General features: G+C 61.0%; 30 protein-coding genes and 2 tRNA genes. 18 read left to right on the top strand and 14 right to left on the bottom strand.

Annotated elements, in window-relative coordinates; translation table 11 throughout:
* Nucleotides 1-16 precede the first annotated feature (16 nt).
* The 7 genes from pal (at nucleotide 17) to vapC (ending at nucleotide 3,866) form a co-directional block, all read left to right on the top strand.
* On the top strand, nucleotides 17-514 hold the full coding sequence (gene pal / locus HX851_RS37445) for a peptidoglycan-associated lipoprotein Pal (protein ID WP_177057203.1): 498 nt from the start codon (nucleotides 17-19) through the stop codon (nucleotides 512-514).
* A gap of 6 nt (nucleotides 515-520) precedes the next feature.
* Nucleotides 521-1,345 (top strand): tol-pal system protein YbgF, encoded by an 825-nt coding sequence (gene ybgF, locus HX851_RS37440; RefSeq protein WP_177057202.1) that lies wholly within the window; start codon nucleotides 521-523, stop codon nucleotides 1,343-1,345.
* Nucleotides 1,346-1,510: 165 nt separating this feature from the next.
* Nucleotides 1,511-2,158 carry a 7-carboxy-7-deazaguanine synthase QueE gene (gene queE, locus HX851_RS37435; protein ID WP_177057201.1) on the top strand — a complete coding sequence of 216 codons (648 nt, stop codon included), beginning with the start codon at nucleotides 1,511-1,513 and terminating at the stop codon, nucleotides 2,156-2,158.
* Nucleotide 2,159: 1 nt separating this feature from the next.
* Nucleotides 2,160-2,849, top strand: a complete 690-nt coding sequence (gene queC / locus HX851_RS37430) for a 7-cyano-7-deazaguanine synthase QueC (RefSeq protein WP_177057200.1) — start codon at nucleotides 2,160-2,162, stop codon at nucleotides 2,847-2,849.
* A 63-nt stretch (nucleotides 2,850-2,912) separates the two neighbouring features.
* Nucleotides 2,913-2,988, top strand: a tRNA-Lys gene (locus HX851_RS37425).
* A gap of 249 nt (nucleotides 2,989-3,237) precedes the next feature.
* Nucleotides 3,238-3,468, top strand: a complete 231-nt coding sequence (gene vapB / locus HX851_RS37420) for a type II toxin-antitoxin system VapB family antitoxin (protein ID WP_177063735.1) — start codon at nucleotides 3,238-3,240, stop codon at nucleotides 3,466-3,468.
* On the top strand, nucleotides 3,468-3,866 hold the full coding sequence (gene vapC, locus HX851_RS37415) for a type II toxin-antitoxin system tRNA(fMet)-specific endonuclease VapC (protein WP_177063736.1): 399 nt from the start codon (nucleotides 3,468-3,470) through the stop codon (nucleotides 3,864-3,866). Before vapB ends, vapC begins: the two co-directional genes overlap by 1 nt.
* Nucleotides 3,867-3,976: 110 nt before the next feature.
* Here the strand turns inward: vapC and HX851_RS37410 are convergent, their stop codons facing one another.
* From HX851_RS37410 to coaA, 3 genes are all read right to left on the bottom strand, one after another.
* Nucleotides 3,977-4,447, bottom strand: coding sequence for a Tgi2PP family T6SS immunity protein (locus tag HX851_RS37410; RefSeq protein ID WP_017124601.1), 471 nt, complete (start codon nucleotides 4,445-4,447; stop codon nucleotides 3,977-3,979).
* Nucleotides 4,441-4,896, bottom strand: coding sequence for a glucosaminidase domain-containing protein (locus tag HX851_RS37405; protein WP_369680886.1), 456 nt, complete (start codon nucleotides 4,894-4,896; stop codon nucleotides 4,441-4,443). The genes HX851_RS37410 and HX851_RS37405 overlap by 7 nt, the downstream gene beginning before the upstream one ends.
* A gap of 94 nt (nucleotides 4,897-4,990) precedes the next feature.
* Entirely contained in the window at nucleotides 4,991-5,917 is a 927-nt protein-coding gene (gene coaA, locus HX851_RS37400; protein WP_177063738.1) for a type I pantothenate kinase, read from the bottom strand.
* 247 nt (nucleotides 5,918-6,164) lie between these two features.
* On the opposite strand from coaA, the gene nadA reads away from it, so the two are divergent.
* Entirely contained in the window at nucleotides 6,165-7,223 is a 1,059-nt protein-coding gene (nadA, locus tag HX851_RS37395; protein WP_177063739.1) for a quinolinate synthase NadA, read from the top strand.
* Between the two features lie 132 nt (nucleotides 7,224-7,355).
* On the opposite strand, the gene HX851_RS37390 is transcribed toward nadA, so the two are convergent.
* Complete coding sequence (locus tag HX851_RS37390) at nucleotides 7,356-8,789, bottom strand: M48 family metalloprotease (protein ID WP_177063740.1); 1,434 nt, start codon at nucleotides 8,787-8,789, stop codon at nucleotides 7,356-7,358.
* 128 nt (nucleotides 8,790-8,917) lie between these two features.
* Here HX851_RS37390 and HX851_RS37385 point away from each other — a divergent pair, with 128 nt between their 5' ends.
* Both HX851_RS37385 and HX851_RS37380 read left to right on the top strand, forming a co-directional pair.
* Entirely contained in the window at nucleotides 8,918-9,157 is a 240-nt protein-coding gene (locus tag HX851_RS37385) for a sulfurtransferase TusA family protein (protein WP_177063741.1), read from the top strand.
* 43 nt (nucleotides 9,158-9,200) lie between these two features.
* A complete protein-coding gene (locus HX851_RS37380) occupies nucleotides 9,201-10,271 on the top strand; it encodes an AI-2E family transporter (RefSeq protein ID WP_017124585.1) in 1,071 nt (356 codons plus the stop codon).
* A 170-nt stretch (nucleotides 10,272-10,441) separates the two neighbouring features.
* On the opposite strand, the gene HX851_RS37375 is transcribed toward HX851_RS37380, so the two are convergent.
* On the bottom strand, nucleotides 10,442-10,915 hold the full coding sequence (locus HX851_RS37375) for a peroxiredoxin (RefSeq protein WP_177063742.1): 474 nt from the start codon (nucleotides 10,913-10,915) through the stop codon (nucleotides 10,442-10,444).
* Between the two features lie 9 nt (nucleotides 10,916-10,924).
* A complete protein-coding gene (locus tag HX851_RS37370) occupies nucleotides 10,925-11,485 on the bottom strand; it encodes a glycine cleavage system transcriptional repressor (protein ID WP_177063743.1) in 561 nt (186 codons plus the stop codon).
* A gap of 327 nt (nucleotides 11,486-11,812) precedes the next feature.
* Here HX851_RS37370 and dapA point away from each other — a divergent pair, with 327 nt between their 5' ends.
* From dapA to HX851_RS37345, 5 genes are all read left to right on the top strand, one after another.
* On the top strand, nucleotides 11,813-12,691 hold the full coding sequence (dapA, locus tag HX851_RS37365) for a 4-hydroxy-tetrahydrodipicolinate synthase (RefSeq protein WP_017124582.1): 879 nt from the start codon (nucleotides 11,813-11,815) through the stop codon (nucleotides 12,689-12,691).
* A gap of 17 nt (nucleotides 12,692-12,708) precedes the next feature.
* Nucleotides 12,709-13,821, top strand: a complete 1,113-nt coding sequence (gene bamC, locus HX851_RS37360; RefSeq protein WP_177063744.1) for an NlpB/DapX family lipoprotein — start codon at nucleotides 12,709-12,711, stop codon at nucleotides 13,819-13,821.
* A 5-nt stretch (nucleotides 13,822-13,826) separates the two neighbouring features.
* Nucleotides 13,827-14,585 (top strand): MBL fold metallo-hydrolase, encoded by a 759-nt coding sequence (locus HX851_RS37355; RefSeq protein WP_177063745.1) that lies wholly within the window; start codon nucleotides 13,827-13,829, stop codon nucleotides 14,583-14,585.
* A 28-nt stretch (nucleotides 14,586-14,613) separates the two neighbouring features.
* Complete coding sequence (gene purC, locus HX851_RS37350; protein WP_017124579.1) at nucleotides 14,614-15,324, top strand: phosphoribosylaminoimidazolesuccinocarboxamide synthase; 711 nt, start codon at nucleotides 14,614-14,616, stop codon at nucleotides 15,322-15,324.
* Nucleotides 15,325-15,408: 84 nt separating this feature from the next.
* A tRNA-Ser gene (locus HX851_RS37345) sits at nucleotides 15,409-15,498 on the top strand.
* Nucleotides 15,499-15,663: 165 nt separating this feature from the next.
* Here the strand turns inward: HX851_RS37345 and HX851_RS37340 are convergent.
* The 5 genes from HX851_RS37340 to HX851_RS37315 all read right to left on the bottom strand — a co-directional run bounded on the left by HX851_RS37340 (nucleotide 15,664) and on the right by HX851_RS37315 (nucleotide 19,772).
* Nucleotides 15,664-16,149 carry a LasR-specific antiactivator QslA gene (locus tag HX851_RS37340; RefSeq protein WP_177064718.1) on the bottom strand — a complete coding sequence of 162 codons (486 nt, stop codon included), beginning with the start codon at nucleotides 16,147-16,149 and terminating at the stop codon, nucleotides 15,664-15,666.
* A gap of 453 nt (nucleotides 16,150-16,602) precedes the next feature.
* Nucleotides 16,603-17,829 carry an MFS transporter gene (locus HX851_RS37335; RefSeq protein WP_177064720.1) on the bottom strand — a complete coding sequence of 409 codons (1,227 nt, stop codon included), beginning with the start codon at nucleotides 17,827-17,829 and terminating at the stop codon, nucleotides 16,603-16,605.
* Nucleotides 17,830-17,899: 70 nt separating this feature from the next.
* Complete coding sequence (locus tag HX851_RS37330; protein ID WP_177064721.1) at nucleotides 17,900-18,196, bottom strand: hypothetical protein; 297 nt, start codon at nucleotides 18,194-18,196, stop codon at nucleotides 17,900-17,902.
* A 267-nt stretch (nucleotides 18,197-18,463) separates the two neighbouring features.
* Nucleotides 18,464-18,700 carry a hexameric tyrosine-coordinated heme protein gene (locus HX851_RS37320; protein ID WP_177064723.1) on the bottom strand — a complete coding sequence of 79 codons (237 nt, stop codon included), beginning with the start codon at nucleotides 18,698-18,700 and terminating at the stop codon, nucleotides 18,464-18,466.
* Nucleotides 18,701-18,770: 70 nt separating this feature from the next.
* Entirely contained in the window at nucleotides 18,771-19,772 is a 1,002-nt protein-coding gene (locus HX851_RS37315; RefSeq protein WP_369680885.1) for a catalase family peroxidase, read from the bottom strand.
* Between the two features lie 150 nt (nucleotides 19,773-19,922).
* On the opposite strand from HX851_RS37315, the gene HX851_RS37310 reads away from it, so the two are divergent.
* Together HX851_RS37310 and HX851_RS37305 are read left to right on the top strand one after the other, a co-directional pair.
* A complete protein-coding gene (locus tag HX851_RS37310) occupies nucleotides 19,923-20,537 on the top strand; it encodes a helix-turn-helix transcriptional regulator (RefSeq protein ID WP_177064725.1) in 615 nt (204 codons plus the stop codon).
* Between the two features lie 56 nt (nucleotides 20,538-20,593).
* Nucleotides 20,594-21,514 carry a LysR family transcriptional regulator gene (locus HX851_RS37305; protein WP_177058813.1) on the top strand — a complete coding sequence of 307 codons (921 nt, stop codon included), beginning with the start codon at nucleotides 20,594-20,596 and terminating at the stop codon, nucleotides 21,512-21,514.
* 20 nt (nucleotides 21,515-21,534) lie between these two features.
* On the opposite strand, the gene HX851_RS37300 is transcribed toward HX851_RS37305, so the two are convergent.
* Nucleotides 21,535-21,816 (bottom strand): addiction module antidote protein, encoded by a 282-nt coding sequence (locus HX851_RS37300; protein ID WP_177058814.1) that lies wholly within the window; start codon nucleotides 21,814-21,816, stop codon nucleotides 21,535-21,537.
* Entirely contained in the window at nucleotides 21,813-22,073 is a 261-nt protein-coding gene (locus HX851_RS37295; RefSeq protein WP_177064727.1) for a type II toxin-antitoxin system RelE/ParE family toxin, read from the bottom strand. Before HX851_RS37295 ends, HX851_RS37300 begins: the two co-directional genes overlap by 4 nt.
* 232 nt (nucleotides 22,074-22,305) lie before the next feature.
* On the opposite strand from HX851_RS37295, the gene HX851_RS37290 reads away from it, so the two are divergent.
* A complete protein-coding gene (locus HX851_RS37290; protein WP_177058818.1) occupies nucleotides 22,306-22,665 on the top strand; it encodes a 5-carboxymethyl-2-hydroxymuconate Delta-isomerase in 360 nt (119 codons plus the stop codon).
* 52 nt (nucleotides 22,666-22,717) lie between these two features.
* Here HX851_RS37290 and cynS read toward each other — a convergent pair whose 3' ends face one another.
* The gene (cynS, locus tag HX851_RS37285) at nucleotides 22,718-23,188 is read right to left on the bottom strand and encodes a cyanase (protein ID WP_177058820.1); all 471 of its coding nucleotides are present in this window, start codon (nucleotides 23,186-23,188) and stop codon (nucleotides 22,718-22,720) included.
* Nucleotides 23,189-23,191: the final 3 nt, after the last annotated feature.

Here is a 23,191-nt window from a genome sequence, read left to right as displayed (position 1 = left end):
CATTAGGAGTTTCACGATGGAAATGCTGAAGTTTGGTAAATTTGCTGCGCTGGCTCTGGCCATGGCTGTAGCTGTAGGTTGCTCGTCCAAAGGCGGCGACAACGCCGGTCAAGGCGCTGTTGATCCAAACGCTGGTTACGGCGCTAACACTGGTGCTGTTGATGGCTCCCTGAGCGAAGAAGCTGCTCTGCGCGCAATCACCACCTTCTACTTCGAATACGACAGCTCGGACCTGAAGCCAGAAGCCATGCGCTCCCTGGACGTTCACGCCAAGGACCTGAAAGCCAACGGCGCTCGCGTCGTTCTGGAAGGCAACACCGACGAACGTGGTACTCGTGAGTACAACATGGCACTGGGCGAGCGTCGTGCGAAAGCCGTTCAGCGCTACCTGGTACTGCAAGGTGTTTCCCCAGCTCAGCTGGAACTGGTTTCCTACGGTAAAGAGCGTCCAGTTGCTACTGGCCACGACGAACAGTCCTGGGCTCAAAACCGTCGCGTCGAACTGCGTAAGTAATTCGTCATGCGAACGTGCCGTCGTGCTGTAACTGTATTGGCTCTCAGCCTCATGCCGCTTGCGGCGTGGGCTGCGGTTCCTGTGGTCGATGACAACTCCGGCTATAACAATAGCGGTGGGAGTTATCCTCCAGCGGGTTACGGTACGAACGGCGCCTATGCCGGGGGAGGGGTTTCGGCCCCTGTCTCGGCACAGGGCGAGCTGTTCAACCAATTGCAACGCATGCAGGAACAACTTGCGCAGCAACAGGGCGTAATCGAAGTTCTGCAAAATGATGTAGCGCGCATGAAGCAGGAAAACCTGGAGCGATACCAGGATCTTGACCGGCGCATAGGTAGTGGCGGCGCTCCGGCGGCTGCGGCTCCTGACAATTCTTCCAGCGGTGGCGATGTCAATGCCGCCGCCGGTACAGCACCTGCTGCCCAGGCCCCGGCGGCCAGCAGCGAACCTGGCGATCCGGCGAAGGAAAAGCTGTATTACGACGCCGCCTTCGACCTGATCAAGGCCAAGGATTTCGACAAGGCCAGCCAGGCGTTCAGCGCTTTCCTGCGCAAGTACCCGAACAGCCAGTATGCTGGCAACGCGCAGTACTGGTTGGGTGAAGTGAACCTGGCCAAGGGTGACCTGCAAGGTGCCGGCCAGGCTTTTGCCAAGGTCAGCCAGTTGTATCCCAAGCATGCCAAGGTGCCTGACTCGTTGTACAAGCTGGCTGACGTAGAGCGTCGCCTGGGTCACACCGACAAGGTCAAAGGCATTTTGCAGCAAGTGGTTTCCCAGTATCCGGGAACATCGGCTGCCCAGTTGGCTCAACGGGACCTGCAGCGCATGTGATGTGTTGAAGGCCTGAATCAAGAAACCCGCGCTTGTCGCGGGTTTTTTCGTTAGAATTGATGCCCTTTTTTATGAAACACGCTGCTCTGGACTGTGCGATCGCAGGTTCATTGCAGTGCCTGACGGAGGCGGACAGCCTGTTTAGCTGTTACGCCCGTGGCGGATATGCAAGACACATTGAGAATTACCGAAGTTTTTTACTCGTTACAGGGTGAAACGCGGACTGCTGGGCTGCCCACAGTATTCGTGCGCCTGACGGGTTGCCCCCTGCGCTGCCAGTACTGCGACAGCGCCTACGCCTTCAGCGGCGGTACGTTGATGTCGCTGGACAGCATCCTCGACCAGGTTGCCGGCTACCGGCCACGCTACGTCTGTGTGACGGGCGGTGAGCCGCTGGCCCAACCTAACGCCATTCCCTTGCTCAAACGGCTTTGTGACGCCGGTTATGAGGTGTCCCTGGAAACCAGCGGCTCGCTGGATATCTCGGCGGTGGATGCGCGGGTCAGCCGCGTGGTCGACCTGAAGACGCCGGGCTCGAAGGAGGCGCATCGCAACCGCTACGAGAATATCGAGCTGCTGACCGCCAACGATCAGGTCAAGTTCGTGATCTGCTCCCGCGAAGACTACGACTGGTCGGTGTCCAAGCTGATCCAGTACGGCCTGGAGAAGCGTGCCGGCGAAGTGCTGTTTTCGCCGAGCCATCACGACTTGCCGGCCCGCGAGCTGGCGGACTGGATTGTGGCGGATAACCTTCCCGTGCGCTTGCAGATGCAATTGCACAAGTATCTTTGGAATGACGAACCGGGACGTTGATATGACCACGCAAGCAAGCACTGAAAAGAAAGCGGTAATCCTGTTGTCCGGCGGTCTCGATTCGGCGACTGTGGTGGCCATGGCGCGCGCCGAAGGCTACAGCTGCTACACCATGAGCTTCGACTATGGCCAGCGCCATCGCGCCGAGCTGCAGGCCGCCGAGCGGGTGGCGCGGGACCAGGGTGTGATCGAACACAAGGTCATCGGCCTGAACCTGAACGGTATCGGCGGCTCGGCATTGACCGACAGTTCCATCGACGTGCCCGAGACTCCGGGCGAGGGCATTCCGGTGACCTACGTGCCGGCCCGCAACACGGTGTTCCTGTCCCTGGCGCTGGGCTGGGCGGAAGTGCTCGGTGCGCGTGACATCTTTATCGGCGTGAATGCGGTGGACTACTCCGGTTACCCGGATTGCCGTCCCGAGTTCGTCGAGGCCTTCGAAACCCTGGCCAACCTGGCGACCAAGGCCGGTGTCGAGGGCAATGGTTTCCGCATCCAGGCACCGCTGCAGAACCTGAGCAAGGCCGATATCGTCCAGGCCGGGGTCAAGCTGGGCGTCGACTATTCGCTGACTGTATCCTGCTATCAAGCGGATGCTAACGGCTTTGCATGTGGGAAATGTGACAGCTGCCGCCTGCGCGCTGAAGGCTTTGCGGCAGCCGGAATCAGCGACCCAACGCGTTATTTTTGATTTTTTTCATTTAAGGTGTTGAATTCCCGTTAGAAATCAGTATTATACGCGCCACCACACAGCGGGTCGTTAGCTCAGTTGGTAGAGCAGTTGGCTTTTAACCAATTGGTCGTAGGTTCGAATCCCACACGACCCACCATATTTGTTGTAGAAGAAAATCCGGAAAGCCCACGAAAGTGAGGATTTCCGGATTTTTTTTGCTTGAAAAAAGCGAATAGGTTTCAAGCATCGGGCGAATTTCCCGGATGGCTTTGTAGAGAACGGTCGTGCCAGGCGTCACGGAAAATTCGACGATGGCCATCGGTTACACAGCTTGTATATCCCTTTGACATATTCCTGGTATGCATTATCCTGGGATATGCAATCTGCATATCCCTGTAGGTGCGACATGGAACAAGGCTCGGTATTTCAAAGTAATCGTAGTCAGGCCGTGCGCTTGCCAAAGGCTGCCGCGCTTCCTGATGACGTCAAGCGCGTTGATATTGTTGCAATCGGCAGAACCCGAATCATCACCCCCGCGGGTGAGTCCTGGGATAGCTGGTTTGACGGTGAAGGTGTAACGGATGATTTTATGACGGCTCGTGAGCAGCCAGCCGAGCAAGAGCGGGAATCATTCTGATGCTCAAATTCATGCTCGATACCAACATTTGCATCTTCACAATAAAGAACAAACCCCAGCATGTTCGCGAAGCGTTCAAAGCTCACCATGGCCAGCTGTGCATCAGTACCGTGACGTTGATGGAGCTCATCTATGGAGCGGAAAAATCTTCGAACCCAGGACGAAACCTGGCCGACGTAGAGGGCTTTGCAGCACGACTGGATGTCTTGAAATACGACCAGGATGCGGCGGCGCATACAGGTCAACTCCGTGCGGAGCTGGCTAAGGTTGGCACTCCGATTGGCCCTTACGATCACATGATTGCCGGGCACGCTCGTTCGCAAGGTTTGATTTTGGTAACAAACAATCTACGCGAATTTGACCGAGTGCCTGGTCTGCGCGTCGAAGACTGGGTATAGGAAAATCCGCTGTCTCTTCAATCCGCCAGGGTTGCAGGCTTTGGCGGGCCCGCGGTGTCAGGACAGTTGTCATCGCCTCCTGTTTTTCAATAGCAGGTCAGTCCCAGGACTTAGGGCTCCTCATCACACCCCAACCCCTCCCGCTGCACCTTCTCATCACCCAGGCTCTTCCCGGTCCTGCTCATGATCCGACCTTGCAGTTGCTTGAGCTCAGGTCCCGTCAGGCGCTTGCAGCTGTTGATTTCCCAGACATCCCCGGTCGTGGTGCTGACCGAGAACAATCCCCAGTACTCCGTGGCGCCGGCCTTGGGGTCGTTGTAGCCCAGGCTGAAGTCGAAATAGCCCGGATGAGGCGGGTTGCCGTTTTCGTCGGCCAGGTCGCCGTCGATAAAGACCCCGGGCTTGCCCAGTTTGTAGTCTTCATGCTTGAGCGCCACTTCCAGCACCTGTTGGGCCTGTTCGCGGCTCAGGCCCTGGGGTTTGACCTGGTCGGGCTGCAAGGCCTGCGCGGCGCAGGCCGAGAGGGTGGTGCAGGCCAGGCCCAGGGTGAATAGCCATGCAGCGGTCGTCTTGATCAGCACGCCATTCGTCCTTTGACTGCGATAATGATTTGCGCCAGGTACTTGGCGAACCCGTCGCGCCCGCCCGTGGCGGCGTTGCCGGTGTTGAAGCCGATCTTCACCAGGGTCTGGGCGAACTCCAGTGGGTCTTTCTTGCCCCTGACCGCCGCGCCATAGCGGGTGGCGAAGGACTGGGCGCATTGCTGGAAGGAAGAAAACTGCGCCACCTTGATCTGGCTGTTGCCCGTCGGGGCTTGTGCGCCGATCTGCAAGGGCGCCGGCGCATGCAGGGAGAAATAGTTGTTCAATTCCCGGGCAATGCGCCCGCTGCCGTACTGGCTCTCCTGGGCGGCGAGGCCGAGGATGTTCTCGACCGGCAGGTCCAGTTGGTCGGCAATCGGCTGGCAGACCGCCTTGTGCTTGCTGACGAATGTCACGGCGGCAATGTTGTTGCAGAGTGCGGCGCTCACGGGTCGTCCCTCGAATGTTCGGTCAATTCCATTGGTGTTGCATAAAGCTTCGCAAGTATAGGGCAGGGTTGTTTCGTGTTATAGGAACCGCGTCTCAACGCAGCCAGATTTCCCCGACCGAATGATCCCGGGTCTTGCGTACCACCAGGTCGGCCCGCTCGCGGGTTGGCAGGATGTTTTCCAGCAGGTTGACCCGGTTGATATCGCGCCAGATCTGCCGCGCGGCTTCGGGGGCTTCCTCGGGTGTCAGGTCCGCCAGCTTGCGGAAGTAGGCGCCGCGCGCACGGAACGCGGTCTTCTGCAGCAGCAGGAAACGGTCGACGTACCATTGCTCGATATCCTGTTCGTCGGCGTCCAGGTAGATCGAGAAGTCGAAGAAGTCGGAGACGATGGTGCTCGGCTTCGGTTCGTCGGTGCCGTCCGTCTGCAGGACATTGAGCCCTTCGAAGATCAGGATGTCCGGTCGATCCACTGTCTGGTGTTCGCCCGGTACGATGTCGTAGCTGATGTGGGAATAGATCGGTGCCTGGACTTCACCCTCACCGGCCTTGACGTCGGCGAGGAATTTCACCATCTGCCGGCGATCGTAGCTTTCCGGAAAACCCTTGCGGTGCATGATGCCGTCGGCTACCAGCTTGCTGTTGGGGTAGAGAAAGCCATCGGTGGTTACCAGAGCCACGTTCGGATGATCCGGCCAGCGCGCCATCAATGCCTGGAGGACGCGGGCAAAAGTGCTCTTGCCCACCGCGACGCTGCCAGCGATGGCGATGATGTACGGCCCCCGCGGACTGGCCCGGCCGAGGAAGGTGTCCTTGATGCCGGCCAGGTGGCGAGCCGCGCCGACGTGCAGGCTGATCAGCCGCGACAGCGGCAGGTAGACGTTGGCGACATCCTCCAGGGAGATGTCCTCGTTGACCCCGCGCAGGGTCGCCAGGTCCTCTTCCGACAGCGTCAGGGGCGTGTTGGCGCGCAGGCCGGCCCACTCCGTGCGGTCCATTACCAGGTAGTCATCAGCGGTCATCGGTTACTGTCCCACGTCTCGTCAATGAGCGGATTATCCATCGAGTTGCCCCCGCGTGTCCGAAGGTCAGAATAATCTTTTGAATCCATTGGATATTCTGTAGCCTTGCGGCGCTGAAAAGCACTCCATGCCTGATGGATTCACTTTCCCGGTCGCCGCGCGCTACACCTAATATCCTGCCTCGGAAAGAGACAGGGGCCGGGGTATACTCGACTTTCGCGCTCACGCGCTTGCAGGTCTTGCGAACATGACGCAGATTTCCGAACGCCTTCTGGTTCAAGCCCACCTCGACGCCAAGCAGCCCAAACCCTTGAGTGCCGAGCAGGAGGCGACCCTCCGTGCCGAGATCGCCGCCGAGCTCAAGGCTCAGGACGCGGTGCTGGTGGCGCACTTCTACTGTGACCCGGTGATTCAGGCCCTGGCCGAAGAAACCGGCGGCTGTGTGTCCGACTCCCTGGAAATGGCCCGTTTCGGCGCCGTGCATCCGGCCAGGACGGTACTGGTGGCGGGCGTGCGCTTCATGGGCGAGACGGCGAAGATCCTCACCCCGGAAAAACGCATCCTGATGCCGACCCTGGAGGCGACCTGTTCGTTGGATCTGGGTTGCCCGGTGGACGAGTTTTCCGCTTTCTGCGACCAGCACCCGGAACGCACGGTGGTGGTGTATGCCAACACCTCGGCGGCGGTCAAGGCGCGTGCGGACTGGGTGGTGACCTCCAGCTGCGCGCTGGAAATCGTCGAAAGCCTGATGGATAACGGCGAAAAGATCATCTGGGCGCCGGACAAGCACCTGGGACGCTATATCCAGAAGCAGACCGGCGCCGATATGTTGCTGTGGGACGGTGCCTGCATCGTTCACGAAGAGTTCAAGTCCAAGCAACTGGAAGACATGAAGGCGCTGTATCCCGAGGCGGCGATCCTGGTGCACCCGGAATCCCCCGAGTCGGTGATCGACCTCGCCGATGCGGTCGGCTCCACCAGCCAGTTGATCAAGGCCGCGCAGACCCTGCCGAACAAGACCTTTATCGTCGCTACTGATCGCGGCATCTTCTACAAGATGCAGCAGCTGTGTCCGGACAAGGTCTTTGTCGAGGCACCGACCGCCGGCAATGGCGCGGCGTGCCGCAGTTGTGCCCATTGCCCGTGGATGGCCATGAACACACTTGAGCGCACCTTGCAGTGTTTGCGCGAGGGCAGCAACGAGATCTTCGTCGACCCGTCGATCATTCCCCGCGCGGTTCGTCCGCTCAAGCGCATGCTGGATTTCACCCAGGCCGCGCGCCTGAAGTTGAGCGGCAACGCCTGATGGTGCCGGCTGATCGTTCCCACGCTCCGCGTGGGAATGCAGCCCGTGATGCTCTGCGTCACTTGTAGAGCGGACGCGGAGCGTCCAGTGAGGCGTTCCCACGCTGGAGCGTGGGAACGCTCGAACGAACGGTTAGCCGCCCATCATGTCCTTGACCATGCGTTCCTGGTCGATCATCTCTTTCTGCCGCGCGTCGATGCGTGAGGCCAGCTGGAAGTTCGGCGCCCGGCGCTTGGCGAAGTCCAGTTGCTGGATCGCCTGCTTGAAGTCGCCGACCAGGGCGAAATACTCGGCCCGGGCCTGGTGCAGGCCGATGATATTGCCGGCCTGGCCGCGGGTTTCGGCGATCTGGTACCAGATATCCGGATCCTCCGAGCGGGTCTTGAGCATGTCCACCAGGATCTTCTCCGCGTCAGCCGGTTTGTTCTGCTTGACCAGCAGATCGACCTGGACCTGTTTCAGCGGATAGTTGCCCGGATACAGCGCGAGCATCCGGTCGGTGCGTGACACGGCATCGGGAAGGTGGCCGCTGGTGATGTCGAGTTCGATCTGGGCCAGGTTGTAGATGACCTCGTTGGGCGACTTGGCCAGCAGCGGCTTGAGGTTTTCCCGTGCTTCATTCAACTGGCTGCCCTTGATCTGCGCGATGGCCAGGCCGTAACGGGCAATATCGGATTTGGGGTTTTCGTCCAGCTGGGCACGGAAACGCTTGGCCGCCAGTCCCGGCGAGTCCTCGTACGAAAGCATCACGCGGGCGCGGATCAGTTGATAACGCAGGCTGTCCTCGATGCCGCCGGGCTTGGCCTGCTCGGCACGGTTGCGGGTGTCGGCGATCCGCGATTCGGTGACCGGGTGGGTCAGGAGGAATTCCGGCGGCTTGGCATCGAAGCGGTAGATACGCATCAGGCGTTCGAACATGGTCGGCATGTTGCGCGGGTCGTAGCCGGCCTTCTCCAGGTTGAGAATGCCGATACGGTCGGCTTCTTGTTCATTCTGGCGGGAGAAACGCTGTTTCTCCTGGAAGGCGGCGGCCTGGGTCCCGGCGATGGTCGCGATGCCCGCGTCACCACCACCGGCGGCGGCCACGATGATCCCGGTCAGCAGCGCCGCCATCATCGGCAGTTGCATGCGTTGCTGGGCTTCCACGCCCCGGGCGAAGTGGCGCTGCGACAAGTGCGCGAGTTCGTGGGCCAGCACCGAGGCATACTCGCCTTCGGTCTGCGCGTTGAGGAACAGGCCGCCGTTGATCCCGATGATCCCGCCGGGGGCGGCGAAGGCGTTGAGCTGGTTGCTGTCGATCAGGATGAATTCCAGGCGGCGGTCCTGGACCTGGCTGGTTTCCACCAGCTTGTACACCGTGGTTTCCACGTAGTCCTTGAGCTGCGGGTCGTTCAGTTGCTTGACCTGGCTGCGCAAGAGACTCAACCAGGCACGGCCCAGTTGATACTCCTGCTGGGGCGAGACAATCGCGGAACTGGCATCACCGAGTGACGGCAGGTCGTCGGCGAAGCCGGGGGAGGCGAGCAGGCAGGCGAGCGTCAACAGGGTGGGGCGCAGAAAAGTCATGCACAGGGCTCTGGTTTGGCAAAGCCCTTACTGTAGCCGTACACCACGCAGACGACCAGAGGTGGCACCGCTTGGGGTATCCTAGGCGGCTTGAATAATCGACCCGGCGCCCAGCCAGGAGTGAAGCAATGACCGACGCTGTAGAGTACGACGCCGAGCTGGACGCCAGCGGCCTGAATTGCCCGCTGCCGCTGCTCAAGGCCAAGCTGGAACTCAATCGCCTGGCCAGCGGCGCGGTGCTCAAGGTTATCGCCACCGATGCCGGTTCGCAGCGCGACTTCCGTACCTTCGCCAAACTCGCCGGGCATACGCTGTTGCGCGAAGAGGAAGAGGCCGGGGTTTATCGTTACTGGCTGCGCAAGGCCTGATTTTCGACACTGAAATCGCCGTCGATTTTTTTAAGGAATATTGATGTTCAAAGTGTTACGAGACTGGATCCAGCGCTATTTCTCCGATGAGGAAGCGGTGGTCCTGGCGGTGCTGTTGTTCCTGGCGTTCACTGCCGTGCTCACTCTCGGCAAGATGCTCGCCCCGGTATTGGCCGGGATGGTACTCGCCTACCTGATGCAGGGGCTGGTGTTCGGCCTGGAGCGTATGCGGCTACCGGGCGCGGCGGCGGTCGGCCTGGTATTCGCGTTGTTCATGGGCGGCCTGCTGTTGTTCATGCTGGTGGTGGTGCCGTTGCTCTGGCACCAATTGATCACCCTGTTCAACGAACTGCCGGGGATGTTGGCCAAGTGGCAGTCGTTGCTGCTGTTGCTGCCCGAGCGTTATCCGCACCTGGTGTCCGACGAGCAGGTGCTGCAGGCGATCGAAGTGGCGCGCGGGGAAATCGGCAAGTTCGGCCAATGGGCACTGACCTTTTCCCTGTCCAGCCTGCCGCTGCTGGTCAATATCATGATCTACCTGGTGCTGGTGCCGATCCTGGTGTTCTTCTTCCTCAAGGACCGGGCGACCATCCGCGACTGGGTGCGTGGCTACCTGCCCCGTGAGCGGGCGCTGATCACCCGGGTGGCGGAGGAAATGAACCGGCAGATCGCCAACTACATTCGCGGCAAGGTGATCGAGATCATCATCTGCGGCGGGGTGACCTATGTCGCCTTTGTCGCCCTGGGACTCAACTACGCCGCCCTGCTGGCCTTGCTGGTGGGCCTGTCGGTGGTCGTGCCCTATGTCGGCGCGGTGGTGGTGACGGTGCCGGTGATGCTGATCGCGCTGTTCCAGTGGGGCTGGAGTGACCAGTTCATCTACCTGATGGCGGTCTACGGGATTATCCAGACCCTGGATGGCAACGTGCTGGTGCCGCTGTTGTTCTCCGAGGCGGTGAACCTGCACCCGGTGGCGATTATCTGTGCGGTCCTGCTGTTTGGCGGGCTGTGGGGCTTCTGGGGGGTGTTCTTTGCGATTCCCCTGGCGACCCTGTTCAAGGCAGTGCTGGATGCCTGGCCGCGCAAGGAGCCGATGGTGGCGCCGCTGTTGTAGGGGGGGCAGGATGGGACTTGTATGGGAGTGGAGCTTGCGTGGGAGCGGGCTTGCCCGCGAAGAGGTCCGTGAGACCGCCAAAAGCTTCGGGGGCAAGCCCCCTCCCACATAAACCCGCTCTCACAAAGTCTGCTGCCACACAAACCCGGCTCCTACAGGTTCCGGGCGTTTCAGGCCTTGTTCAGCGCCTGTGCCGCGGCCAGCACCGCATCCACATGGCCCGGCACCTTCACGCCACGCCATTCCTGACGCAAGACACCTTTGGCATCGATCAGGAAGGTGCTGCGGTCGACACCCAGGTATTCCTTGCCGTAGAGCTTCTTCAGCTTGATCACGTCGAACAGCTGGCAGACGGCTTCGTCCTTGTCGCTGATCAGCTCGAACGGAAACTCCTGCTTGCCCTTGAAGTTCTCGTGGGACTTCAGGCTGTCGCGCGAAATACCGAAAACCTCGGTATTGGCGGCCTTGAACGCCGCGTACTGGTCACGAAAGCCCTGGCCCTCGGTGGTGCAACCGGGGGTGCTGTCCTTCGGGTAGAAGTAGATCACCACCTGCTTGCCCTTGAGGTCGGCCAGGCTGACGGTCTGCCCGTTGGTGGCCGGGGCCTGGAAATCGGTGACGGCTTCATTGATGACAACGGCCATGCTGGCTCCTTACATGGGGTTTTGTGGGCGCCACGGTTCGATCAGCGCGTCGAGGTTCATCGCGTCGGCGAAATCGAGGAACTGGTCGCGCAGCCAACTGATCTGCACACCGGCCGGCAGCGTCACGGTAAAGGTGGCATTGAGCATGGTGCCGCCGGTCTGCGGCGCCAGGTAGGTGTCGCAGGTGAGGTTTTCCAGCTCGACGTTGTGGTCGATGAAAAACTGGCACAGCTCGTTGATGATGTCCGAGCGGTAGGCCGAGCTGACATAGGCGACGTACGGCAGCGCCTGTGGACGGTTCTCCAGGGCGCCACTGCGCACCACGCTGACGATGAAGGCATGCTTCTTCGCCAGGTTCGGCAGGCCGGCTTCGAGGCGGGCCAGGGCATCCCAACTGCCGGAAATCTGCAGGACCAGCGCGCTGTAGTCGCCGTGGCGGGTCAGGCGTGAGGTCACGACGGCGCAGCGATTTTCATGGCTGGCGCGGCACAGGACGTTGGTCAGCTCCATGGGGTTGGCGCCGAGGGCACTGATGACAAGGAATTGTTCGCGGACTGTGGGGGTGGACATGCAGCATTCCTAAAGCGATGAGCGGTCGGTACGACAGGGGCGTCGCGGGTCGGGTTCGGGAGTTCGCAGGTCATTGACCGAGTTGCGGATCAAACACTTGCGCCGGGCTCAGGCACGGGCGAGAGCGGGCAATGGCAAGGCTGGATCGGGTTTCGGGCAGCGAAAAGGAAGGCTGGAACCCGGCACGTGACTGACTCAGTACCGATCAAAGTCTGAAGGGTAGCGAAAAGCAGCGCCAAGGGGAATGCTCATGGCGAGTACTTCGCTTGTACAAGGCTGATGGCGCCAGTACCATTACCGCTCTCTTTTTCCGGCAGGAGCGGTTGCATGATTGCGGGCAGTATGGTGGCACTGGTCACACCCATGGATGCACAGGGTCGTCTTGACTGGGACAGCCTGAGCAAACTGGTGGACTTCCACCTGCAAAACGGCACCAACGCCATTGTCGCGGTCGGCACCACAGGTGAGTCGGCTACCCTTGACGTGCACGAACACATCGAAGTGATTCGTCGCGTGGTCGATCAGGTGGCGGGGCGCATCCCGGTGATCGCCGGCACGGGCGCCAACTCGACGCGTGAAGCGATCGAGCTGACCACCAACGCGAAAACCGCTGGCGCCGACGCCTGCCTGCTGGTGACCCCGTACTACAACAAGCCGACCCAGGAAGGCCTGTACCAGCATTTCCGGACCATCGCCGAAGCCGTCGATATCCCGCAGATCCTCTACAACGTGCCGGGCCGTACCGCTTGCGACATGCAGGCCGAGACCGTGATCCGCCTGTCGACCGTGCCGAACATCATCGGCATCAAGGAAGCCACCGGCGACCTCGACCGTGCCAAGGCGATCCTGGCCGGCGTCAGCAGCGACTTCCTGGTCTATTCCGGCGACGACGCCACCGCGGTCGAGCTGATCCTGCTCGGCGGCAAGGGCAACATCTCGGTGACCGCCAACGTCGCCCCGCGTGACATGAGCGAGCTATGTGCCGCCGCGATGCGTGGCGATGCCGTCACCGCGCGGGCGATCCACCAGAAACTGATGCCGCTGAACAAGACCCTGTTCATCGAATCCAATCCTATCCCCGTGAAATGGGCGCTGCATGAGATGGGCCTGATGCCGGACGGTATCCGTCTGCCGCTCACCTGGCTCAGCACCCCGAGTCACGAACCGCTGCGGCAGGCCATGCGCCAGTCCGGCGTCCTGGTTTAATTGAGGAAATACACCGCATGAAGCGATTGGCCGGACTTTCCGCACTTGCCTTGATTATCTCCAGCACCAGCGGTTGTGGCTGGATCTGGGGCCCGGAAGGTTACTTCCGCGACCGCGGCAGCGATTACCTGGAGGCGCAACAGACGCCAGCCATGCAGTTGCCGCCGGATGTCACCACCAGCAAGCGTCTCGATCCGCTGTTGCCGATTCCACGCAACGTCGCCACCGAAACCGTCAAGGGCGAGTACGAAGTGCCGCGCCCGCAGCCGTTGCAGGCCTCGGCCAGCGCCAGCGACTACAGCCTGCAGAAGAGCGGCGATTCGAGCTGGATCATGGGGCAGCACGCCCCGGCTGAAGTCTGGCCGGTGGCCATGCAGTTCTTCCAGGACAACGGCTTCCGTATCGACTCCCAGCGTCCGCAGACCGGTGAGTTCACCACTGCCTGGCAGCCGGCCAACGAGCTGTCCGCGAACATGTCCAAGCGCCTGGGTACTGGTAACTCCGCCGATACCGAAGCGCGCGTGCGGGTTCGTATCGAGCCGGGCGTACAGCGCAACAGCAGCGAAATCTACGTGGTCAGCGCCGAGCGTCCGGTTGGCAGCACCGCGAATGTCGACTTCACCGCGCGTTCGGTCAACATCGGCCGCGACTCGATCCTGATCGACGAAATGCTCTCGAGCATGAGCCGCAGCGCCGAGAAAGGCGGTTCGGTGTCCCTGCTGGCCGCCCGTGATTTCGATACCCCGAGCCGTGTCAGCCTGAGCCAGGACGGCAGTGGCAACCCGGTGCTCAACGTCGGCGAAGACCTGGACCGTGCCTGGTCGAGCGTCGGTCGTGCGCTGGAGCAGGGCGAATGGCGCGTTGAAGACATCAACCGCAGCCTGGGCCTGTACTACATCAACCTGGCGGAAAAGGCCGAGAAGAAGAACGAAGAGCCTGGCTTCTTCGGCAAACTCTTCGGCAGCAAGCCGGCCAAGGAAGAAATCGAAGCCCGTGCCGTGCGTTACCAGGTTCGCCTGAGCAAGGTCGGCGACAACGTGCAGGTGACGGTCGAGAAGGACATCAACACCGTGGCGCCGGCTGAAGTGGCGCGCAAAGTGTTGGGCGTGATTCAAGACAACCTGGGCTGATCCTTATGCGTTTTGCCGTTCTCGGCAGTGGTAGCCAGGGGAACGGCACGCTGATAGCCAGTGGCGATACCTGCGTGCTGGTCGATTGTGGTTTCTCCCTGCGGGAAACCGAGCGGCGCCTGGCACGCCTGGACATGAGCCCGGCACAACTGAGCGCGATCCTGGTGACCCACGAACATGCCGACCACGTGCATGGCGTGGGTTTGCTGTCTCGGCGCTACAATCTACCGGTGTATCTCAGTCGCGGGACGTTGCGCGGGATGCGCAAGCCCATCGAACCCGCGGGTTTCGTGGCGGGTGGCGAGCGGTTGCAGGTCGGCGCGCTGGCCATTGACGTCGTCGCCGTGGCCCACGATGCCCTGGAGCCGACGCAGTATGTGTTCAACGACGGTCAGCGGCGTTTCGGCCTGCTGACCGACCTGGGATCATATTGTGCAAGCGTCATGGACAGCTACAGCGGCCTCGATGCGCTGATGGTCGAGGCCAACCATTGCCGGGACCGCCTGGCGCGGGGGCATTACCCGACCTTTCTCAAGCAGCGGGTCGGTGGTGAACTGGGACATTTGAACAACCACCAGGCCGCAAGCCTGGTGGCCGAGTTGGGCTGGCAAGACCTGCAACACCTGGTGCTGGCCCACCTGAGCAGCAAGAACAACCTGCCGCAGCTGGCCCGGCAATGTTTTGTCGACACCCTCGGGTGCGACCCGGACTGGCTGCAACTGGCCGATCAAGATTCAGGGCTCGACTGGCGACACATCGCCTAGCCCAACAACTTAACAAGCGGAGCCCATCATGGAAAAACGTGAAGAACTCTACCGCGGCAAAGCCAAGTCGGTGTACAAGACCGACGACGCCGACCGCTTGATCCTGCTGTTTCGCAACGACACCTCGGCGTTCGACGGCAAGCGCATCGAACAGCTCGACCGCAAGGGCATGGTGAACAACAAGTTCAACGCCTTCATCATGCAGAAGCTCGAAGAAGCCGGCGTGCCGACCCAGTTCGACAAGCTGCTGGGCGACAACGAGTGCCTGGTGAAGAAGCTCGACATGATTCCGGTGGAGTGCGTGGTGCGCAACTACGCGGCCGGTAGCCTGGTCAAGCGCCTGGGTGTCGAGGAAGGCCTGAAGCTCAACCCCTACACCTTCGAACTGTTCCTCAAGGACGACGCCAAGGGCGACCCGTTCATCAACGAATCCCACGTCGTGGCGTTTGGTTGGGGCACCGCCGAGCAACTGGTCCGCATGAAGGAACTGTCGCTCAAGGTCAACGAAGTGCTGAGCAAGCTGTTCGACGACGCCGGCCTGCTGCTGGTGGACTTCAAGCTGGAGTTCGGCGTATTCCACGGCCAGATCGTCCTGGGTGACGAGTTCAGTCCGGACGGCTGCCGCCTGTGGGACAAGGAAACCCGCAAGAAGATGGACAAGGACCGCTTCCGCCAGGGCCTCGGTGATGTCATCGAAGCCTACGAAGAAGTTGCCAATCGCCTGGGCGTACCGCTGTAATCGACGCAAGCATCTGATAGCACGTAATTTTTTTGCAATTGGGGCTTCGCTTCCGGCAAAAGTGTTGTTATGATGCGCGCCGTTGGAGAGATGCCAGAGTGGCCGAATGGGACGGATTCGAAATCCGTTGTACCTTCACCGGTACCTAGGGTTCGAATCCCTATCTCTCCGCCATTACATAGAAAAGCCCCTGAAGTCGCGAGACTTCGGGGGCTTTTTGTTTTCGGCGTTAAAAAGCTCGGCAAAGTGTTATGCGTTTGAAGGGGCCGGCAGAACAAGCCTGCAGGCCAACAGCATTCGGTTGAGTCGGTCCAGGGGCCGCTTTCCAAAACCTCGTATTCAGGCTTTCAGGTAGCCTTGAATCTGTCGCAGAAACCCGGCTTCGAATGCCTCTCGCCCCTGTTCCTTCAGATAAAGTCGTCGACGTCGAGCCAGTTCGGTCCACAGCGGCGATGTGCCGTGGCCGTTCAGCCATCGCTCTGCCTCGCGGGCGCCATCGGCGAGTTCCCGGGCGAAGTGGGTGTCCCAGGGCGTCGGACTTTCGTTGGCATCGTTGGCGGCGCGTCGTGTCGCCGGAATCGTGATGGGGCGGGGTGGTGGCGAGTCGAACCGCTGGAAGGCCAGGGTGTACAGCGCGATGGCGTCGGCGATCAGTCGATGGGCCAGGCGCTCCTGTTCCTGATCATGAAAGGCCACGCAACGGGCGCCGTCCAGGCAGAATCTGGCCGCGACACGGAAATGAGCGGCGGCCTCGCTGGGATGCAGGGACGCCAGTCGGATCAGGTTGGGCGGTGGCAGGCGGGACAGTAGCGAGCGATCAATCATGGAGGGGACCCCCGTGACTGCAGTGCGGCAAGGCTGGACGTAGCGGGCGGTGCCCGTGCGTAAAAGGGGGGTAAGCCATTCTCCTTGTCTCCTCGGACGATTGAGGAACTGACTCCCACCGTTGTCACGCGGAGTAGGGAGGCAGACCGTGCGAGGGTGACAAACCGGCGTCCGAGGGAACCGGCCAGGCCGAAGCCTGCCCCACACGGTCCGCCATAGGTGTAGTAGCTGGGCGCAATAATGCGGCAGCCAAACAGCCATGACGCGATACCGCGCCTCGAACACTTTCAGGTTGTCACACCCGGCCACAGGATCGACTGTGGCGGGACTAGGCTAGTGGCGGCGCTGCCAATCTAATAGTCAGGCATGGACTAGGCAATAGAGGCCCTGGTCTTATTATTTTGTAGGCTTTTTCCTGCTGGATAGTTTCAGACAGCGCCTGGACGATACCGATCAGCCGGGTTGGGCCGCCAGGCTGTTACTGATGTTGCGCCCCAGCACCAGCACCGTCACAAAACCGCAGCCCACCAGGGCCGTGGCCAGGCTCAACAGCACCGAGCTGCCCAACTGGTCGACGATCCGACCGCCGAAGAACGAGCCCAGCGCAATGATCACCTGGAACAACGCGACAAACAGTGGCATGCCACGTTCGACATCCTTGGGCGCGACGACAAACATCCAGATACTGGCGCAGGCCGGGAATGCGCCGAAGGCGAAGCCCCAGAGCGCAATCAGCATCACGGCGCCGGTCATGCCGGTGGCGAAGTAGGGGAACAGGGCGGTGCTGGTGCCGATCATCAGCGCAACCAGCAACAAGGTGTAACGTACGCTGCGGTTGGCGGCGAAACCGGCAAAAATATTACCCAGCACCCCGGCCACGCCAAAGAGCAGCAGCAGTGAGCCGATGGTCGGCCCGTCGAAGCCGGAACTGTTTTTGAAAAACGGCGCGACATAGGTGTACGCAGCAAAGTGGGCCAGGCCGATGAGCAATACCGCGATCAGGCCGACCCGAGCCCGTGGATTGATAAACAAGGCTGGCAGGTCTTTGATGAGAATGGCTTTTTCCGGGTTGAGCCGCGGTAGCAGGAAGACCTGCGCCAGTAGCACCGGTACGCCCATCAGCGCGGTAATCAGGAAGGTCATGCGCCAGCCCATCAGGCCACTGAGCCAGGTGCCCGCGGGCACGCCCAGCACGGTGGCCAGGGTCACGCCGACCATGATGATCGAGGTGGCCTGGGCCACGCCCACGCCCCTGGGCGCCAGTCGGCCGCTGAGGGCGATAGCCGTTGCCCAGAAGCCACCGATACTGATGCCCAGTAATACGCGGCCGAACAGCAGCAGGCTGAAGTCGCTGGCGAAGGCCACGACCGAGTTGGCGACGATCATGATCAGCGTCAGGCCGATCAGCAGATAACGCCGGTCCATGGCGCCAATGCCGATAGACAGCAAGGGCGCGGCGAGGGCGGCCATGATGCCGGGCAGGGTAACCATCAGGCCGGCGTGGCCGGCAGTGATGCCGAGGTCGGTGGCGACATCGTTGAGTACGCCCACCGGGAGAAACTCACTGGTCACCAGGGCGAAGGCACCCACGGCGACCGAAAGAATCGCCAGCCACTGCTGTTTGACGCTTTGCTGATTATGTTCGGGTAGACCGCGAGGGGCCTGACTGGTGCTTGGCATGGAATGGTGTTCCAGGGTGAATGTCGCCTGAAACCAGGCGAGGGGGAGAATTTTGAGGCGATTATATGAATCAGTCGCGACAATCGGGCAGGCGCTCGTTTCGATAGTAATCATCAGTGCAATCGATGCGATGCTTCAGGTCAGGCGGACTTGGGCGGTATTTTGGGCTTGGGAAGATGCGAATGTCTTCATCGCCGCGAGCCGGATTGAGCGGTTTGTTTCCGACAATGACTTCGATCCTGATTCCAGGGGCGGTTTCTGAAAAGCGGCGATCACCGAGGTCTGAAAATCCCGTAACAGTATCTTCGCTGAAAATCGTTGGCTTGGGGGGCGCTTGGGCGGCGAGGACAGTCTTATGACGACTCAAGCCGTGTTGATCCATTTGCAGCGCGGCCTGCCTGAAGGCGGCGCGAGTCGAGCACTATGTTGCCAGGGTTCGTGAGGTATATGAGAAGAATCCTGCAACCTTTGCCACTGACTTCACACGCCAGGATGCCGCTATCCTGAATATCCAAGGTACTTGTGAGGCCGCTTTGCGCAGAGCCACCGGGTTCAGGCCTTTGAGTGGCCAGGATAATGAAAAGCCCCTGAGGTGTGAGACTCAGGGGCTTTTTCGGTTTTGCCGTTTTATCCGCTAGCTGCGCCAGTAGTTGTTGGCTGCCGCGATCACCGCGAACTCCGTCGCCACCACCTGGCCGATCTGGATCAGCATCGCCGCGTCGTTGGCGTATACGTCGCGCAAGCGATTGCGCGCGGCTTCGTCCGGCTGGGTGGTCTTGATGACCAGGCGCGACATCTTGATCGCCAGTTGCCGGCCTTCTTCAGGGGTTGCGGTTATCAGGGTGTTACCCGGTATCAGGCTGGTGCTCATGGTGTTTTCACCTGTTGTGTTCTCTGGAAGGCGCCCTTGGCGACGCCCGAACGGCATAGTTGCTCGCCGGTTACTGTTGCCGGCGACCGAAGGACACCGCGTAGGCGGCCGAGCGCACATTGACCATCGGGTCCTGTACGTCGATGCCCGGAGTCAGCACGTTCGGTTGGAACAACAGGGCTTTCTCCGCGGCCGGGCTGTTGTCGACGACGGTGTTGACGGACAGGGTGCCCAGTTCCACCGTGCGTCGGTTGTCCGGCCAGGCAATCGACGGGTCGTCGAGCTTGTCGCCGGGCTCGGCGATCTGTAGTTGCAACTTGAATTGCACCGGCGCCTGTTTGACGCGCTGGCGTATTTCACTGCTCAGGTAATCCGGCGCGGCTTTCTCCGCATCGGCAGGCTTGAGCAGATGCTCGCCACTGACCGGCAGGAACTGGTAGCGCCCGTACGCGACCTGGCCGCTGGCATTGGTGAACTTGAAGGTGTTCACGCCGTAGTAGGGCAGGGTTGCGTAGCTCGCCGGCGCGGTTTTCTGCGTGGTCAGGAAGTTCTTCGCCACCGGGTGGCTGCCCAGGTAGGTGTCCAGCGCGGTGGGTTTGGCCGCACCCGGGCCGCTCGCGCCCAATGCCACGATCAACTGATGGAACTCATCGGCGTCCGGCGCGGGGAAGCCGTTGAAGGAGTGGGCGACGATATCGGTGACCGTGCCGTCCGGCAGCTTGAACTTGATCGCCAGACCGCGAGGATTGGCCAGCGGGTGATTGTCGGGGATATCCGGGATCCCGGCAAAGTTTGAGAAACGCACGGTCACCGGCACGCTGGCGTGCTGGAAATGAGCCGCCTTGCTGATCGAGGCGGCACCGGGCGCGGGACTGAAGCTGCCTTCGAGCACGATGCCCTTGGCATGGATGGCGCGGGCTCCCGGATGCTGGCCGAAGACTTTGTTCAAGGCGTCGACGTGTTTGACAGGACCGACCTGAGGGGCGGCGGTTTCGTTCTGGGCGAGCACGGCGCAACTGACGGCGGCCAGGAGCGGGGCCAGGGTCAAGCGACGAAGGATTGAAGGTTTCACGGTCGGTTCCTGCTGGAGTTGTTATCGGCGGGAGAAGTCTAGCAACATAAAAACAATAATGACAATGCGGGTTGTCGTTATTGTTTTTTAAGTCCTCGTCCACAAACGAAAGGGTATAATCGGTTTTTGTCCTTCGACCCTGAGTGTTCAGTGACCACCAAGAACGACATCCTCAGCCTCCTGCAGCGCGAACCGCTGACGGTGGTGCAGTTGTGCGAGCGCCTCGACGTCACGCGCAACGCCATCAATGTGCAGATCAAGCAGCTGGAAGCCGAAGGCCTGGTGCAGCGCAGCAAGGTTCGCCAGCGCGGGGCCCTGGGCAAACCGGCCACGCTCTATGAGGCCTGCGCCGGCAGTGAAGACAAATCCTCCAGCGCCTATCGCAGCTTCCTGCTCGGGCTGCTGGGGGTCATGCAGGAGCAACTCGGCGAGCCGGTCCTGGGCGACCTGCTGGAGCGTACGGGGCGGCGCCTGGCCCAGGAGTCCGGCTTGAGCGAGCCGGTGGATTTCGATAGCGGGCTGCGTTCGGCCATGGCCGCGGCGGACTCGCTGGGCGCCAGCACCGAGGCGCAGGTCCGCGAGGACGGAGTGATGGTGCGCAACTACAGCTGTCCCCTGGGCAGTGCGGTGCGCGACCAACCCTGTGTGTGCCGGGCCCTGGCCTCGTTTTTCTCCGAAGCCACCGGACGCCCGGCCGTCGAGCAGTGCCTGCGGGACGGCCGGCTGATCTGCCAGTATTTCATCGACAACCCGGCATCCGCGTAGACGTCGAGGGCAGCGCCTTTCTACACTGACAGGGTTTTGGGGAGCGGGAGCACCGGATGAATCGCAATGAATTGCGCAAGGCCGACATCAACCTGATGGTGGTCTTCGAAACACTGATGCTCGAACGCAATGTGACGCGGGTGGCGGAGAAGCTGTTTCTCGGCCAGCCGACTATCAGTTCGGCGCTCAACCGCCTGCGGGCAATGTTCAACGACCCGCTGTTTATCCGTGTCGGGCACCGCATGGAACCGACGGCGCGGGCCGAGGAAATCATCCAGCACCTGTCCCCGGCGCTGGACTCGTTGTCCAATGCCCTGAGCCTGACCCACGATTTCGATCCGACCAGCAGCACCATGACCTTTCGCATCGGGTTGTCGGACGATGTCGAGTTCGGCCTGCTGCCGAACCTGCTGCGAGCCCTGCGCCAGGAAGCGCCGAACGTGATGATCGTGGTCCAGCACGTCGACTACTGGCGTATCCCGGACCTGCTCGCTTCCGGTGATATCACCGTCGGCATCAGCCAGACCCGCGGCCTGCCGGCCAATGCCAAGCGCAAGCTGCTGCGGCATATCCAGCCGATGATCCTGCGGGCCGACGCCTCGTCGAGTCCGATGACCCTGGATGAATACTGTGCTCGCCCGCACGTATTGGTTTCCCATACCGCGAATGTCAGCAGCCTGGCTGATGAGTGGCTGGCGGAAATCGGACGCAAGCGTCATGTGGTGTTGTCGGTGCCGCAATACAGCGCCTTGCCGGCCCTGCTGGCGGGAACCGACCTGATTGCCGGCCTGCCGGACTATACCGCCCTGGCCATGGCGGCGTCGGGAGCGTTGTTCGCCGAACCGTTGCCGTTCAAGGCACCGACCCTGGACCTGTCGATGGTCTGGCTCGGCATCGTCGACACCGATCCGGCCGAGCGCTGGTTGCGTTCGCGGTTGGAGAAGTTCATGAGTGACCGGTTGCCCCTGCTGTCTTAGTGGCGCCCTGGATAATTGCTTTATGAAGGCTGCACCACCAGTTTGACGCCCAGTGCATCGACCAGTTTCAAAACCGTGTCATAGCGAGGCTTGGCGCCGGGAGCCAGGGCCTTGTAGAGGCTTTCGCGGCCCATGCCGGAATCCCGGGCGACCTGGGTCATGCCGCGTGCCTTGGCGACGGCAGCCAGGGCGGTGAGAAAGACATCGGGGTTTTCGTCTTTCAGGGCGACAGTCAGCAGTTCGGCAATCGTTGCTTCGTCGTCCAGGTAGTCGGCAGCGTCGAAGGGCTTGAGGGTTCTCATCTGGCATTACCTCGTTCGATATCGTCCAGGATCAACCTGGCCTGTTTGATGTCCCGTTTTTGTGAGGACTTGTCTCCAGCACACAACAGCAGGATCAAGCGCCTGCCTTGGCGAGCAAAATAGATTCGATAGCCGGGCCCGGTGTGAATACGCATTTCACTGATACCGTCGTGAATGACCCGGGTATCGCTCAACGCTCCAAACTGCGCGGCGATCAATCGCGAGACAATCCGCGACTTGGCGATCGGATCCCTCAATCGTTTGAGCCACTGCTCGAATTCATGGGTGGTGACGACGTTATGCGTTGGTTTTTATTGTAGTAGTTCGGATACTTTTTTCAAGGGTGAGGCGCCATTTTTTCAGGTTGACCTCCTTTTATTTGGTCGAAGAAGCATATTCGCGCCATTGCATCATCGTTTCATGATCTTTCCCGAAAGCTGCGTGTTATACCTATCCGCCTCTTCTCCCTCGACGTTTCGGAGCCCGTCCATGCCTCACGTTTTCCTGGAATACACACCGAACCTGAGCGACTTCGATGCCGACAAGGCGTTGTTGCGCATCAACCATGCCCTGGTGGCCTCCGGGCAGTTCGCCGCCGAGTCCGATATCAAGAGCCGGGCAACGCAACTGACCGTTTTTCGCGTGGGCACCGGCCTGAATGAACGTGGCTTCGTGCATGTGAAGCTGGAGCTGTTCGGCGGGCGTTCGGTCGAGGTGAAAAAGCAGCTGTCGGAGAGCATCCTGAACGGATTGAAGGACCTCGACGGCTGGCCTTCGACGGTGGAAGTGCACCTGTCGGTGGACGTGGTCGACATGGCGCGCGAGCCCTACCTCCAGACGGTGCTTTGAGGCGGACATGACAACGCCCTCCCGGGTCATCCGGGAGGGCGTTGGCGTTTTCTCAGAACGGTTTGGTCGGCAGGTACTTGCCGTCGAGGGTGATCACCGCGCGGGAGCCGCCTTCCGGGTCCTCGACCTTCTTGATGTCCAGCTTGAAGTTGATGGCACTGATGATGCCGTCGCCGAACTGCTCGTGCACCAGGGCTTTGAGAGTGGTGCCGTAGACCTGGATCATTTCGTAGAAGCGATAGATCGTCGGGTCGGTGGGAATGCCGGCCGGGATGCTGCCGCGCAATGGCACGCTTTGCAGCAGGCGGCTGGCATCCTGGTCGAGCCCGAGTTTGGCGCAGACCACCTCGGCGGCCTCGGCCGGCAGTGGATGCTGGCCGAGCAGGGCGGCGGTGACAAAGGCCAGGCTCAGGCCGGTGCCGTCGGTCAGATCCTGCCAGGACAGGTTCAGGCGCTGCTTGGCGTCGATGATGGTGTCGGCCAGGGCCAGGCGCGGAGCTTGTGCGAATTGGGACTGCAGCATGGT

This window comes from Pseudomonas gingeri (assembly GCF_013385635.1).
Taxonomy (GTDB): Bacteria; Pseudomonadota; Gammaproteobacteria; order Pseudomonadales; family Pseudomonadaceae; genus Aquipseudomonas; species Aquipseudomonas gingeri_A.
Note: the sequence above shows the minus strand (reverse complement) of the source record. Positions and strands in the feature narration are given on the sequence as shown.